General features: G+C 68.7%; 12 protein-coding genes. 6 read left to right on the forward strand and 6 right to left on the reverse strand.

Going from position 1 to position 13,954, the window contains the following annotated elements:
• Positions 1-78: 78 nt before the first annotated feature.
• From ACZ50J_RS09180 to ACZ50J_RS09200, 5 genes are all read right to left on the reverse strand, one after another.
• Entirely contained in the window at positions 79-1,611 is a 1,533-nt protein-coding gene (locus tag ACZ50J_RS09180; protein WP_464300969.1) for a helix-turn-helix domain-containing protein, read from the reverse strand.
• 156 nt (positions 1,612-1,767) lie between these two features.
• On the reverse strand, positions 1,768-3,879 hold the full coding sequence (locus tag ACZ50J_RS09185; RefSeq protein ID WP_464300970.1) for a 3-hydroxyacyl-CoA dehydrogenase NAD-binding domain-containing protein: 2,112 nt from the start codon (positions 3,877-3,879) through the stop codon (positions 1,768-1,770).
• The gene (locus tag ACZ50J_RS09190) at positions 3,879-5,117 is read right to left on the reverse strand and encodes a thiolase family protein (RefSeq protein WP_464300971.1); all 1,239 of its coding nucleotides are present in this window, start codon (positions 5,115-5,117) and stop codon (positions 3,879-3,881) included. Before ACZ50J_RS09190 ends, ACZ50J_RS09185 begins: the two co-directional genes overlap by 1 nt.
• A gap of 54 nt (positions 5,118-5,171) precedes the next feature.
• Positions 5,172-6,458 carry an HRDC domain-containing protein gene (locus tag ACZ50J_RS09195; protein ID WP_464300972.1) on the reverse strand — a complete coding sequence of 429 codons (1,287 nt, stop codon included), beginning with the start codon at positions 6,456-6,458 and terminating at the stop codon, positions 5,172-5,174.
• Positions 6,455-7,042, reverse strand: a complete 588-nt coding sequence (locus tag ACZ50J_RS09200; RefSeq protein WP_464300973.1) for a DUF3000 domain-containing protein — start codon at positions 7,040-7,042, stop codon at positions 6,455-6,457. The genes ACZ50J_RS09195 and ACZ50J_RS09200 overlap by 4 nt, the downstream gene beginning before the upstream one ends.
• Positions 7,043-7,135: 93 nt before the next feature.
• Here ACZ50J_RS09200 and ACZ50J_RS09205 point away from each other — a divergent pair, with 93 nt between their 5' ends.
• Both ACZ50J_RS09205 and hemE read left to right on the forward strand, forming a co-directional pair.
• Entirely contained in the window at positions 7,136-7,975 is an 840-nt protein-coding gene (locus ACZ50J_RS09205) for an EamA family transporter (protein ID WP_464300974.1), read from the forward strand.
• A 78-nt stretch (positions 7,976-8,053) separates the two neighbouring features.
• A complete protein-coding gene (hemE, locus tag ACZ50J_RS09210; RefSeq protein WP_464301333.1) occupies positions 8,054-9,106 on the forward strand; it encodes a uroporphyrinogen decarboxylase in 1,053 nt (350 codons plus the stop codon).
• Here hemE and yczE read toward each other — a convergent pair.
• Positions 9,021-9,770 (reverse strand): membrane protein YczE, encoded by a 750-nt coding sequence (yczE, locus tag ACZ50J_RS09215; RefSeq protein WP_464300975.1) that lies wholly within the window; start codon positions 9,768-9,770, stop codon positions 9,021-9,023. The genes hemE and yczE overlap by 86 nt on opposite strands.
• Positions 9,771-9,867: 97 nt before the next feature.
• Between yczE and yczR the strand changes: the two genes are divergently transcribed.
• The 4 genes from yczR to hemG all read left to right on the forward strand — a co-directional run bounded on the left by yczR (position 9,868) and on the right by hemG (position 13,943).
• Positions 9,868-11,289: a MocR-like transcription factor YczR gene (yczR, locus tag ACZ50J_RS09220; protein ID WP_464300976.1), complete on the forward strand. Its 1,422-nt coding sequence runs from the start codon at positions 9,868-9,870 to the stop codon at positions 11,287-11,289.
• Between the two features lie 87 nt (positions 11,290-11,376).
• Positions 11,377-11,985, forward strand: a complete 609-nt coding sequence (locus tag ACZ50J_RS09225; RefSeq protein WP_464300977.1) for a C39 family peptidase — start codon at positions 11,377-11,379, stop codon at positions 11,983-11,985.
• Between the two features lie 48 nt (positions 11,986-12,033).
• Positions 12,034-12,495 carry a VOC family protein gene (locus ACZ50J_RS09230; RefSeq protein WP_464300978.1) on the forward strand — a complete coding sequence of 154 codons (462 nt, stop codon included), beginning with the start codon at positions 12,034-12,036 and terminating at the stop codon, positions 12,493-12,495.
• 65 nt (positions 12,496-12,560) lie between these two features.
• Positions 12,561-13,943 carry a protoporphyrinogen oxidase gene (gene hemG / locus ACZ50J_RS09235; protein ID WP_464300979.1) on the forward strand — a complete coding sequence of 461 codons (1,383 nt, stop codon included), beginning with the start codon at positions 12,561-12,563 and terminating at the stop codon, positions 13,941-13,943.
• The last annotated feature ends 11 nt before the right edge of the window (positions 13,944-13,954 follow it).

The following is a 13,954-nucleotide window of genomic DNA, read 5'->3' on the forward strand; positions in this document are numbered from 1 at the left end:
CACAACGTGAGACGCGTTGGTATGAAGGGCAATTCGCCCGCCATACCAACGCGTCTGTGCGTCGGCCGCAGTGCTGGCTCAGATGTCGCGGAACGTCTGGATGTCGGCGCCGAGCTTGTTGAGCCGGGTGTCGAGCTCCTCGTAGCCACGGTCGATCACGTAGATGTTGCGCAGCACCGAGACGCCGGGAGCCGCCAGCATCGCCAGCAGTATGACGACGGCCGGTCGCAGCGCCGGCGGCGACATGACCTCGGCCGCACGCCAGCGCGTGTTGCCCTCGATCATCACCCGGTGCGGGTCCATCAGGTGCACCTTGGCGCCCAGCGAGTTGAGCTCGGTCAGGTAGATCGCGCGGTTCTCGTAGACCCAGTCGTGCAGCGTGGTGGTGCCCTGGGCGTACGCCGCGATGACCGCGAAGAACGGCAGGTTGTCGATGTTGAGACCCGGGAACGGCATCGGGTGGATCTTGTCCTTGGGCGCCGTCAGCGGACCGGGCTTGGTGGTGATGTCCACCAGTCGGGTCTTGCCGTTGGCCGAGGTGTATTCCTCGCCCTCGATCTCGTACTTCATGCCCATGCCCTCGAGCAGGGTCAGCTCGATCTCCATGAACTCGATCGGCACCCGCCGGATGGTGATCTCCGACTCGGTGACGACGGCGGCCGCGACCAGGGTCATTGCCTCGATCGGGTCCTCGGACGGATGGTACTCGACGTCCTGGTTGATCTCCTGGACGCCACGCACCCGCAGCGTGGTGGTGCCGACGCCGTCGATCTGCACGCCGAACTTCTGCAGCATGAAGCAGAGGTCCTGGACCATGTAGTTGGGGCTGGCGTTGTGGATGACGGTCTCACCTTCGTGCAGCGCCGCTGCGAACAAGGCGTTCTCGGTGACCGTGTCACCACGCTCGGTGAGGATGATCGGCTTCGTCGGGTGCACCGACGGGTCGACCTTTGCGTGGTAGTAGCCGTGCGACGCGACCACGTCGAGGCCGAACGCGCGCAGCGCGAACAGGTGCGGCTCCACCGTGCGGGAGCCGAGGTCGCAACCACCGGCGTTGGGCAGCTGGAACTCGTCGAACTGGTGCAGCAGCGGGCCGAGGAACATCAGGATGGTGCGGGTCCGGCGCGCGGCCGTCTCGTCCATCGCGCCGAGGTCGAACTGCGCGGGCGGGACGATCTCGAGGTCGCTGCTGTCGGGCAACCAGCGGGTCTTGACGCCGATCGAGGTCAGCACCTCGGTGATGCGGTTGACCTCCTCGATGCGTGCGAGGTTGCGCAGCGTGGTCTTGCCCTTGTTGAGCAGGGCCGCGCACAGGCAGGCGACGGCTGCGTTCTTGGAGGTACGGACCTCGATCTCGCCGGACAGCTTGCGGCCGCCCTTGATGCGCAGGTTGAGGGGAGTGGAGGAGGCGACGGCCACGACTTCGGTGTCGAGGGCCTCACTGATGCGGGCCAGGGTCTCCAGACTGAGGTTCTGCTTGCCCTGTTCGATGCGCGCGACCGCACTCTGCGATGTCTGCAACGCCTCGGCGAGCTCGTTCTGGGTGAGCTTCTTGTGCCGACGCGCGTCGCGGATGAGCGTGCCGACGCGGGAGAGGTAGTCATCGGTCATGCGGCGAGTGTAGCTCACATATGAGATGGAAACAGGCTCTGCGACACGCGATGCGCGTCACAGAGCCTGTTTCGGTGCCGAAATCGTTACCCGGTGGTATTTCCGGGGTCCCGATACGCGGCGCGTACCTCGCCGCTCTCGACCAGCATCAGTTGTTCAGTTGCCGATCACCGAGGCGACACCCGGAGCGAGGAACCGCTTGCCGGTGACCTTCTCGCTGATCCCGGTCCGGTCCAGCAGCGGGGTGACGCCGCCGTTCCAGAACGGGAAGCCGGCGCCGGTGATCATCGCCAGGTCGATGTCCTCGGGCGCCTGCACGACGCCCTCGTCCAGCATCCGGCGAACCTCGTCGGCGAGCGACTCCAGCGCGCGCTCACGAACCTGCTCGGCCGTCAGCACCACGGGGGAACCGGGCGCCTCGAAGAGTTCGAGCACCTTCGGGTCGATGGCACCGTCGCTGCCGTAGAAGCTCGGGATCTTCGCCTCGACGACCTTGGCCAGGTTGGGGGAGACGTAGAACCGGTCCGGGAACGCCTTGGTCAGCGTCTCGCTGTTGTGCAGCGCGATCGCCGGGCCGACCAGGCTGATCAGCATGAACGGCGGCATCGGGGTGAGCCCCGCGAAAGCCTGCTCCACGACCTCGACCGGCGTGCCCTCGTCGACGATCCGACCCGCGTCGCCCATGAAGCGACCGAGCAGCCGGTTGACGACGAACGACGGTGAGTTCTTGACCAGGATGCTGGTCTTGCCCAGACCCCGCGAGGTGGCGAACGCCGTTGCGAGAGCAGCGTCGTCGGTCTTGTCGCCGCGGATGATCTCCAGCAGCGGCATGACGGCGACCGGGTTGAAGAAGTGGAAGCCCACGACCCGCTCCGGGTGCTGCAGCTCCGACGCCATCTCGGTGATGTCCAGCGAGGACGTGTTCGTGGCGAGCACACACTCGGGTGACACGACGGCCTCGACCTCGGCGAAGACCTTCTTCTTGACCGACATCTCCTCGAAGACTGCCTCGATCACGAAGTCGGCGTCGGCGAAGCCGTCCTTGCTGGTCGACCCGGTGACGAGCGCCTTCAGCCGGTTCGCGCCATCGCCGCTCAGGCGGCCCTTCGCGAGCAGCTTGTCGATCTCGCCGTGGGTGTAGGCGACACCCTTGTCCACGCGCTCCTGGTCGAGGTCGGTGAGGATCACCGGCACCTTCAGCTTGCGCGCGAACAACAGCGCCATCTGACTGGCCATCAGGCCGGCACCGACGACGCCCACCTTGGTGACCTTGCGGGCCAGCGACTTGTCCGGAGCGCCGGCGGGGCGCTTGGCCCGCTTCTGCACCAGGTTGAATGCGTAGAGACCGGCGCGCAGTTCGTCGCTCATGATCAGGTCGGTCAGTGCCTGGTTCTCCGCCTCGAAGGCGTCCTCCCGGCTCGCCGTACGCGCTGCACGCATCAGCTCGATCGCCTTGTATGGCGCGGGCGATGCCTTGCCGGTCTTGGCGTCGGCCTCGGCCTGAGCCTTGTCCAGCGGACCGTTCCAGGCCTCTTCCGAGGTGTCGACCGGCTCGCGCTCGACCTTCTCCTCACCGGTGATGACGCGCGCGGCGAAGGCCAGCGAGTCCTCCAGGAAGGTGACCGGCTGCAGCAGGCGGTCGGCGAGACCCAGCTCGAAGGCGTTCTTGCCCTTGATCATCCGGTTCTGCGAGAGCGGGTTCTTGATGACCAGCTGGGCGGCCTTCTCGGTGCCGATGAGGTTCGGGACCAGGTAGGTGCCGCCCCACCCGGGGACGAGTCCGAGGAAGCACTCCGGCAGCGCGTAGGCCGGCACGTCGGAGGAGATGGTGCGGTAGTCGGCATAGAGCGCGACCTCGACACCGCCGCCCATCGACGCGCCGTTGATGAACGCGAAGGTGGGCACGGACAGCTGCGAGATCTTGTCGAACGCAGCGTGGCCGTCACGGGCGATCTGCAGCGCCTGCTCCCGGTCGGTGATGGTCGGGATGCCGGTGATGTCGGCGCCGACGGCGAAGATGAACGGCTTGCCGGTGATGCCGGCACCGACGATCTCGCCCTTGGTGGCGCGCTCGGCCAGCGTGTCCAGCGCGCTGCTCAGCTCGGCGAGTCCGCCCGGGCCGAAGGAGTTCGGCTTGGTGTGGTCGAACCCGTTGTCCAGCGTGATGAGCGCGAAAGTGCCTGCGCCGCCTGGCAATTGGATGTCCTGGACGTGCGCGTGGGTGACGACCTCGTCACGAGCGGGTGCCTGCTGTGTGGTGTCGGTCATCACGCGGCTCCTTCCGAGTCAGCGCCGCTGACACTGCTGACGTAGTCCTTGTGGTGCGGGTTCTCCCAGATGACCGCGCCACCCATGCCGATGCCGATGCACATGGCGGTGAGGCCGTAGCGGACCTCCGGGTGCTCGGCGAACTGGCGGGACAGCTGGGTCATCAGGCGTACGCCGGAGGAAGCGAGCGGGTGGCCGGTCGCGATCGCGCCGCCGTACTCGTTCACGCGCGGGTCGTCGTCGGCGATGCCGAAGTGGTCCAGGAAGGACAGGACCTGCACCGCGAACGCCTCGTTGAGCTCGAAGAGGCCGATGTCGCTGATGTCCAGACCGGCGTGGTCGAGGGCCTTCTCGGTCGCGGGGACCGGGCCGATGCCCATGACCTCGGGCTCCACACCGACGAAGGCGTAGTTGACCAGACGCATGCCGATCGGCAGGCCGAGCTCGGTCGCCGCGCGCTCGGAGGCGAGCAGGCAGGCGGTCGCACCGTCGTTCAGGCCCGCAGCGTTGCCCGCAGTGACGTTGCCGTGCGGACGGAACGGGGTCTTCAGCTGGGCGAGGTCCTCGACCGTCGTACCGGGCCGTGGCGGCTCGTCGACGGTGGCCAGGCCCCAGCCCTTCTCGTCGTGCCGGGTCGCGACCGGCACGAGGTCGGGCTGGATCTTGTTCTCGGCATACGCCTTGGCCAGCTTGTTCTGACTGCCGACGGCGAACGCGTCGCAGCGCTGCTTGGTGATCTTCGGGAAGCGGTCGTGCAGGTTCTCGGCGGTCTCGCCCATGACGAGCGCCGAGGGGTCGACCAGCTTCTCGGAGATGATCCGCGGGTTGGGGTCGACGCCCTCGCCCATGGGGTGGCGGCCCATGTGCTCGACGCCGCCGGCGATGGCGATGTCGTAGGAGCCGAACGCGATGCTCGACGCGGTGTTGGTCACCGCCGTCATGGCGCCCGCGCACATGCGGTCGATGGAGTAGCCCGGCGTGGTCTTGGGCAGTCCGGCCAGCAGGCCGGCCACGCGACCGAGGGTCAGGCCCTGGTCGCCGATCTGGGTGGTTGCCGCGAGGGCGACCTCTTCGACCTTCGCAGGGTCGAGGTCGGGCTGGCGACGGAGAAGTTCACGAATGCATTTGATGACCAGGTCGTCGGCGCGGGTCTGGGCGTACATGCCCTTTTCCCCGGCCTTGCCGAACGGCGTACGGACACCATCGACGAAGACGACCTCAGAGAGCGTGCGGGGCACGGTGCCTCCCGAGAGACTGGAACGAGTTGACGTAGTCGACTCTAACCCGGTTTGTTACTCGCCAGTAGCAGGGGGTTCGTCCGGTGCCGCGAGGATGTATGGCGTGACCAGGTCGATCTGCCACGGACGCGCGCCGAGATCACTCAATCGAGTGCGAATTCCGTTGTCGTCCAACGGTTTCGGGGGAGTCCACAGCACGCGGCGCAGCGTGTCCGGCGTGATGAGGTTCTCGATCGGGAGCTGGCGCTGCTCGGCGAATTCGGCGAGCCGGGCGCGCACGAAGGACAGCCGCGCGGCGGCCTCGGGGTTGCGATCGGACCAGGTGCGCTGCGGTGGCGGAGCGTCGTTGCGAACCGTCGCCGGTGGGAGTTCGGCGTCATTCATGGCGGCGACCCGGGCAATGGCGTCCAGCCACCGGGCGGCATACCGGGTGGCGCCGCGGCCGGCGAGTCGCGTTCGGCTGCGGGATGCACCGGGCAGGCTCGACCCGATCTTCTGCAGGGCCTCGGTGGTGCGGGGTCCGACGTTGGCGAGCTCCACGATCATCGCGTCGGGCAGGATCCGGCCGGGCGCGGTGTCCCGCTCCTGCGCGATCGCGTCGCGGGTGAGCCAGAGTTCGCGCACGCGGGCGATCGCACGCTTGTCCCGGATCCGGTGCATGCCGGAGGTACGCCGCCACGGCTCACCGCGTTGCGGCGGACCGGTGAACGAGGTGAGCGCCGTGAAATCCTGCAGTGCCCAGTCCAGTTTGTCCTGCTGCTCCAGGTCGTCGCGCAGTCTGTTGCGGACCTCGACGAGCACCTCGACATCGAGTGCCGCATAGGTGAGCCACGGCTCCGGCAGCGGCCGGGTGGACCAGTCGACCGCCGAATGCTCCTTGGCCAGGCTGATCCCGAGATAGTGCTCGATCACCGCGGCCAGGCCGACCCGGGGCAGCCCCGCCAGGCGCGAGCCGAGCTCGGTGTCGAACAGCGCGTGCGGACGCATCCCGACCTCGGCCAGGCACGGCAGGTCCTGGGTGGCGGCGTGCAGCACCCACTCGGCGTCGCCGATCGCCTCCTGCATCGGGGAAAGGTCGGGCAGTGCGATGGGGTCGATCAGGAAGGTGCCCGCACCCTCACGGCGCAGTTGGACGAGATAGGCCCGGTTGCCGTAGCGATAACCCGCGGCGCGCTCGGCGTCGATCGCCACCGGACCGTCCGCGGCGGCCACCGCCTCGGCGGCACGTTGCAGCTCCCGTTCGTCGACGATGACGTCGGGCACGCCGTCAGCCGGCGCGGCAAGTACCGGGTAGGCCGGTGCTTCCGCGGTGTCGTCGGAGGCGTTGTCGTTCTCAGTCATCGCCGCTGACCGGGAAGCGCGACGACGCCCTCGGGTAGCGGTGGGAGGCCGGCGACGGTCGACAAGAGGTTGGTCCAGGCGGCCAAGTGGGTGCCGAGGTCGAGGCCGACGGGGGTCCAGGACGCCCGGATCTCGATCTCGACGCTGCCGCCGTCCTCGGCGAGCGAGCCGAATCCTTCGGACAGGACACGGGTGACCGTGCCCGCCTCCGCGCGGAACTCGGCGCCGGACTCACGCAGGGAGTCGACCAGCCAGCTCCAGCCGACCTGTCCCAGCAGTGGGTCGGCGCCGGTCTCGGCCTCCAACTCGGCGCGGGCGTAGCTGACCAGACGCCACGAACCTTCCCACGGCTCAGGGAAATCGGGGTCGTGGAGCACGACGAGGCGGCCGGTGGCCAGCTCCGTCTGGTCGGTGTCGATGGTGCTGTGCACATCGGCCGTCATCGCCAGTGAGTAGGGGGCGATGCGCCCCGGTGCCGGCACTTCGGTCAGGCTGATCTCCGGTCGCAACCGCACGCTCTGCAGGTCGCGAACCGCCGCCTGGAAGTCCAGTGCCGCTGTCCCGCCGAAGTCTTGGTTTCCCACAACAGCGAGCCTAAGTCGTACAAGCCTTCGATTGCTGGATCTCGGGGCGGCGGGTCGTCGGTGGACTCGGGGCCGACGCAGAATAAGGAATCTATGAGTGCGTTGCTTGCGATCCTGTCCAGCGTCGTCTGGGGGACGGCCGACTTCGGCGGCGGCATCTTCAGCAAGCGGATCGCCGCCATCCGGGTCGTCGCGCTGTCGCAGGTCGGAGCCCTGCTGGCCATGTCCGTGGCGTTCGGCGTGCAGCTCGTCGTGTCCGGCGCACCCGCCGGGACGACCTGGTGCTGGGGCGCCGTGGCCGGCCTGGCCAATGGCCTCGCGCTGTGTTGCCTGTATGCCGGACTGTCCACCGGGACCATGGGCGTCGTGTCGCCGATCGCGTCACTCGGCGCGGTCGTCCCGGTGACCGTCGGCCTGTTGACCGGGGACACGCTGAGCATCGTCACGGGTGTCGGGCTGGTCCTGGCGACGGCCGGCGCGGTGCTCGCGGCCGGCCCCGAGTTCCGCGGCGGTGTCTCCCGGCTGCCGGTCCTGCTGGCTGTGTGCGCGGCGCTCGGGTTCGGCGGGTCGCTCTACTTCCTGCATACGGCTGCGGGCGGCGGCGTCATACCTGCGCTGTGGGTGATGCGTGCCGTCAGCGTGCTCGAACTCGCGCTCATCTGGCGGTTCTGGCCGGGCGTCGCGAACGGTGGCCGGTCACGGCTGCGTGATCTGCCGCTGCTGTTCCTCATCGGATGCGGGGACCTGGCCGCCAACGCCCTCTTCGGGCTGGCGTCCCGCGACGGCGAGGTCAGCCTGGTCAGCGTGCTCGCCTCCCTGTATCCGATCGCCACGTTGCTGCTCGCGCGGTTCGTGCTGCACGAACGGATGCGGGCGATCCAAGCGGCCGGTGTGGCCGCCGCTCTCGTCGGCGTCGTCCTCGTGGTCACATAACCGGGGTCCCCGCCCGCGAACCATCTGCGCAATAGCGCAGCGGGGGAGCGGAACGTCGCGGGGCGTCGTGATGCGAAGATCGTGCCCGTGACTGACCTCGCTTCCGACCCGCGCGACAGCGCCCTCGTCCGCGCAGCCCGCGGCCTGCCCACGACACACACCCCGGTGTGGTTCATGCGCCAGGCCGGTCGGTCCCTGCCCGAGTACAAACAGGTGCGCGCCGACGTGCCGATGCTGCAGGCGTGCCGCACCCCGGAACTGGTCTGCGAGATCACCATGCAGCCGGTGCGGCGACACGGCGTCGACGCCGCGATCTTCTTCAGCGACATCGTGGTGCCGTTGGCAGCTGCCGGCATCGACGTCGACATCCAGCCGGGGGTCGGACCGGTCATCGCCCATCCGGTGCGCACCGCAGCGGACGTCGAGGCGCTGCCGGAGCTGGCCCCCGACCAGATCGAGGACATCGCGCAGTCCGTGCGGTTGCTGCTCGCCGAACTCGGCAGCACCCCGCTGATCGGCTTCGCCGGTGCCCCGTTCACGCTCGCGAGCTACCTCGTGGAGGGTGGGCCGTCCAGGAACCACGAGCACACCAAGGCGCTCATGTATGGCGCGCCGGACGTCTGGAATGCGTTGTGCGCCAAGCTCGCTCGCATCTCCGGCACGTTCCTGCGAGTGCAGGCCGAGGCCGGCGCGAGCGCCATACAACTCTTCGACTCGTGGGTGGGAGCGCTCTCGCTCGCCGACTACCGGCGATTCGTGCTGCCGCACTCGACGGCAGCGCTCGCCGCGGTCGCCGGTCTCGACGTGCCGCGCATCCACTTCGGTGTCGGTACCGGCGAATTGCTGGCCGCGATGGGGGCGGCCGGCGCGGATGTCGTCGGTGTCGACTACCGGGTGCCCCTGGACGAGGCAGCACGGCGGGTCGGGCCGTCATACAGCCTGCAGGGCAACCTGGACCCGGCGCTGCTGTTTGCGCCGTGGGAGCCGCTGGAGGCCAAGGTGCACGAGATCCTGGCGGCCGGCAAGGCTGCCCGTGGTCACATCTTCAACCTCGGGCACGGAGTGTTGCCGAGCACGGATCCTGGTGTGCTGACACGGGTTGTGGAGCTGGTTCACTCGGCGTCGTCCTGACCGGCTGGTCCAGCGGGACGACCAGGAAGCGCAGGAAGAACTGCACCAGCGGTCCGATCGCCACCGCGTAGAGCACGGTCCCGATGCCGACGACGCCGCCGAGCAGCCAGCCGACGGCGAGCACGGTCAGCTCGAGCGTGGTGCGCACCAGTCGAAGGCTCAGCCCGGTGCGCAGGTGGAGACCGGTCATCAGGCCGTCCCGCGGCCCGGGGCCGAGCTGGCTGCCGATATAGAGCGCGCCGCCGATTGCGTTGATGACCAACGCGATCGGCAACATCACGATGCGCAGTGGTAGCGCGTGCGCAGTCGGTATGACGGCGAGCGAGATGTTGGTGGCGACACCGATCCAGATCGCATTGGCGATGGTGCCGAACCCCGGCCACTGGCGCAACGGGATCCACAGCAGCAGCACCGGGATGCTGACCAGGATGACGGTCGTGCCGAGGTCGAGATCCAGCCGCTGAGCCACGCCGTAGTGGAAGACGTCCCACGGGTCGAGGCCCAGACCGGCGCGCACGAAGAGCGCCATCGCGAGACCGTAGAGGCTCAGTCCGACGAAGAGGCGGACCAGTCTGCTCGGCAGTCGCCCGGCACGGAGTTGCTCTCGGGGCGTGAGGGAGGCGAGAGTCGGTGTCACCCCTCCAGCATGCGGTCTGAATGGCATTGCGAAAAAGAGCCACTTCGACACGAGTGGCGTTTTCCGACGCCAGTGAAGGCCAGTTGGCCTTGTTAGAAGAGGCCACTCGGGCGAGGATGGCGGCATGGAGAGTCGTGTGTCCGCCCGCCGCCTGGCGGTGTTGCTCGGTCCGCGTGCCGGTGGCACCGCGGCATACAGCTGGTTGGCGGACGGCATCCGTCAGCTCGTCGCCGACGGGCGGCTGCTGCACGGCACGCGGCTGCCGAGCGAGCGCGAGCTGCTCAACCAGTTGGGCGTCAGCCGGACCACCGTCACCAGGGCGTATGGCGTGCTGCGCGAGCGTGGCTACGCGTCGGCCGTGCGCGGATCGGGCACCATCGTCCAGGTCCCCGGCGGACCCGTGGCCGGTGGCGGTGAACCGCTCGAGCTGTCCTCATTGCAGCCGAGTGGTGCCGAGGTCATCGACCTGACCTGCGCTGCGCCCGCGGCGACGCCCGGGCTGAACCGCGCCTACGCGGCGGCGGTCGAGCGGATGCCGTCGTTCATCGCGGCGGCCGGCTACTTCCCGCTGGGGGTCCCGGAGCTGCGCGAGGCACTGGCGGGGCGGTTCACCGAGCGCGGGGTGGCGACGGATCCGGATCAGATCATCGTGACGACCGGCGCGCTCGCCGGACTTGCTGCAGTATTCCGCGCCGGTCTGCGTCGCGGGGATCCGGTGGTGGTCGAGAGCCCTACCTATCCGAACTCGGTGCGGGCGCTCGAGCACGCCGGCGCCCGGGTGGTCGGTGCACCGCTGGTGACCGACGGCGTCGATGACGTGGCGGGCGTCATACGGCGGTCGAACGCGCGAATGGCGTTGGCAATGCCCGACTTCCACAATCCGACGGGGCTCGTCTGGTCGGAGGAGGAGCGGGCACACGTGGCGCGGAAGTGGCGGTCCACCGGGGTCACCGGAGTCGTCGACGAGACGATGTCCGACATCTGGCTCGACCGGCCGGTCGACGCCCGTCCGATGGCGGCGCATGCCCCGGGGTGCGTGACCGTGGGCAGTGCGTCCAAGACCTTCTGGGGCGGCTTGCGGATCGGCTGGATCCGCGCACCCCACGCGCTGGTCGGTGCGATCGCGCGGGCGCGATTGTCGATGGACCTCGGTGCGCCGGTGCTCGAGCAACTGGTGGTCGCTCAACTGCTGCGGGCCCAGGGCGCCCTGAGCGACGAGTCGCGCGAACGCATCTACGGCTCCCGCCACGTGATGCTCGGTCTGGCCGAGAGATGTCCCGGGTGGCGAGTCGATGTACCGGCGGGCGGGTTGAGCCTGTGGTGGCATCTGCCGGCCGAGAGCTCGACCGCATTGGTGGCCGCAGCCGAACGACGCGGGGTGCTGCTCGCGCCGGGGTCGCTCTTCGCGGTCGACGGCCGCGGACTGGAGCGCTGGATCCGCACGCCCTACGCACTGGACGAGGTCACCCTGCAGCGCGCGGTCGAGGCGATTGGAGCGGCGTGGGCGGACGTCGCCGAACCGCTCGCACCGGCTGCCCGTGCCTGAGTCATTTTGCCGTAAAGAATTCACCAAGATTCTTTTCGAATGACGGATGTTTCCACGATGCTGGCGGCACACGGAAGGAGTGCAGCCATGCACCAGACGTCGATCGACCGGCGGACCCTGCTGAAGGGCGCCGTCGCCGGGGCCGGCCTCGCCGCCGTTGGCGGCGCCGTCGCACCGAGTGCGAATGCAGCGAATTGGAAGGTTCTGCCCTTCACCTACCAGGCACAGCAGACCGGCTACTGGTGTGGCCCGACAGCGACGGCGATTGCGTTGTCCTGCCGTGGCGTGACCGTCAGCCAGCAGCAGATGGCGAACGAACTCGGCACCACCACCAACGGCACCGACTGGATCGGCCAGGTCACCGCGGTGCTCGACAACCATGTGGGCTGGTACGAGACCAAGGAGATGCCGAACGATCCGCCGACCCAGGCACAGAAGGACCTGCTGTGGCAGGACATCACCTTCAACGTGGACCGCGGCTACGCACTCGTCGCCAATATCGTCGCGCCGGCGAACAATCATCCGCCGGGCTACCCGAACTACACGATCTACCACTACTTCACCGTCGTCGGATACAACCCCGACACCATGCAGGCATACATCGCGGACCCGGCGAATTTCGGTGGTAACTCCCAGTATTGGCTGACGTTCGAGCAGTTGGCATCGCTCATCCCGCCGAAGGGATACTCGGCCTGACGCGGTCTGCGGACCGATCCTGTCCGGTCAGCGTGCCAGGTTGGTGCCATGACCACTGACTTCCAAGTGACGTTCGATGCGACCGATCCGATGGCGTTGTCGATCTTCTGGCGCGATGCGCTCGGCTACGTCCATCCGGGACCACCTGGTGTGGAGCTTGCCGACGGGCAGGACCCACTCGAGGCGTGGGACCGGTTCCTCGCCGAATCCGGCGTTCCCGAGGAGCGGCGCAACGAGGCGTCCGCGCTCGTCGATCCGGACGGGACCCGACCGCGCATCTTCTTCCAGCGGGTGCCCGAGGCCAAGAGTGCCAAGAACCGGCTGCATCTGGACGTGCGAGCGGCGCCGGGGCTGGAGGGCGACGAGCGGATGACCGCTCTGGAGGCCGAGTGCGTCCGGCTCGTCGCCCTCGGTGCCCGACGACTGCGGCGCTTCGAACCGCAACCGCCGATGTCACTCGGTTTCATCGTCATGGCGGACCCGGAGGGCAACGAATTCTGCTTGGACTGAGCAGATTTCGGCCGGCTGCAGGACGCTGCTGCAGCGCTCGGGAGACCTGGTGAGAAGGTGTGAGTATGGCTCGCATCGTCATCGTCGGCGCAGGAATCAGCGGGCTGACCGCTGCCTTCGAAGCTTCCGCGTCCCCGCACGAGGTGGTTGTCCTCGAGGGTTCCCCGCAGATCGGTGGCAAGCTCCGCCTCGCGACCATCGCCGGACACCAGGTCGACGTCGGTGCCGAGTCGATGCTGGCACGCCGGCCGGAGGCGCTCGATCTGCTCGCCGACCTCGATGTCGATCCGGTGCATCCGGCATCGGTCGGTGCGTCGATCTGGACGCTGGACGCGCTGCGCCCGATGCCGAAAGGCACGCTGCTCGGGGTGCCGGCGGATGCCGCGGCCCTGGAACCGCTGTTGACCGCCGCCGAGGTGGAGCGCGTGCGCGCCGAGCGCATCGTGCGAGTGTCCGGTGACGTACCGGTCGGCGAGCTCGTCGAGTCGGCGCTCGGACCCGCCGTCGTCGATCGCCTCGTCGAACCGCTGCTCGGCGGTGTGTATGCCGGGCACGCCCGAGCTCTGTCCGCTGCGGTGGCCGCGCCCGCACTGCTCGCTGCCGCCCAGCACGGACGAGCGCTGACCGACGCGGCTCGCGCGGCGACGGCGGGCAGCAGCACTCCCACGCAATCGAAGCCGGTGTTTGCCGGTGTCCGCGGTGGCATCGGTTCGCTGCCCAAGCACCTGGTGCGGCTGCTGCTGGACAGGGGTGTCACGGTGCGCACCGGGGCCACCGTCCGGGACATCGAGCGGACGGCGCACGGTTGGCAGGTGACGGTGGGGGAGACCCGCTCACCGGAGCGCATCGACGCCGATGCGCTCATCCTGGCCACCCCCGCACGGGCCACGTCCCGCCTGCTGGCGTCCGTCGCGAGCGACGCCTCGGCCGCTCTCGCCGAGGTCGACTACGCATCGATGGCAATCGTGACCTACGCGTTCCGTAATGCCGAATCCGCCGTGTTCGCAGGCAGTTCCGGCTTCTTGGTTCCGCCCGTGGATGGTCGCCGGGTCAAGGCGTCGACCTTCAGCTCCAGCAAGTGGCCGTGGCTGGCCGACGAGGCCTCGGACATCACCTTCGCCCGCGTCTCGATCGGTCGGCACGGTGAGGAGGCCGACCTGCAGAAGAGCGATGCCGAACTCGCGGCGGCCGGCATGTCGGACCTGCGCGTCGCCCTGGGTGACGACATGCCACGACCGGTCGCAGCGCACGTGCAGCGCTGGGGCGGGGCGCTGCCGCAGTACGCCGTCGGGCATCTCGACCTGATCGCGGGCGTGCGGTCCGATCTCGACGGACTGCCGGGACTCGAAGTGGCCGGCGCGGCATACGAGGGAGTCGGCATACCGGCATGTATCGGCACCGGCCGCAAGGCAGCCGGAGCGGTGCTCACCCACCTCACCGGTCGCTAAGCGGCGGGGAG

Source organism: Flexivirga sp. G2 (genome assembly GCF_055397625.1).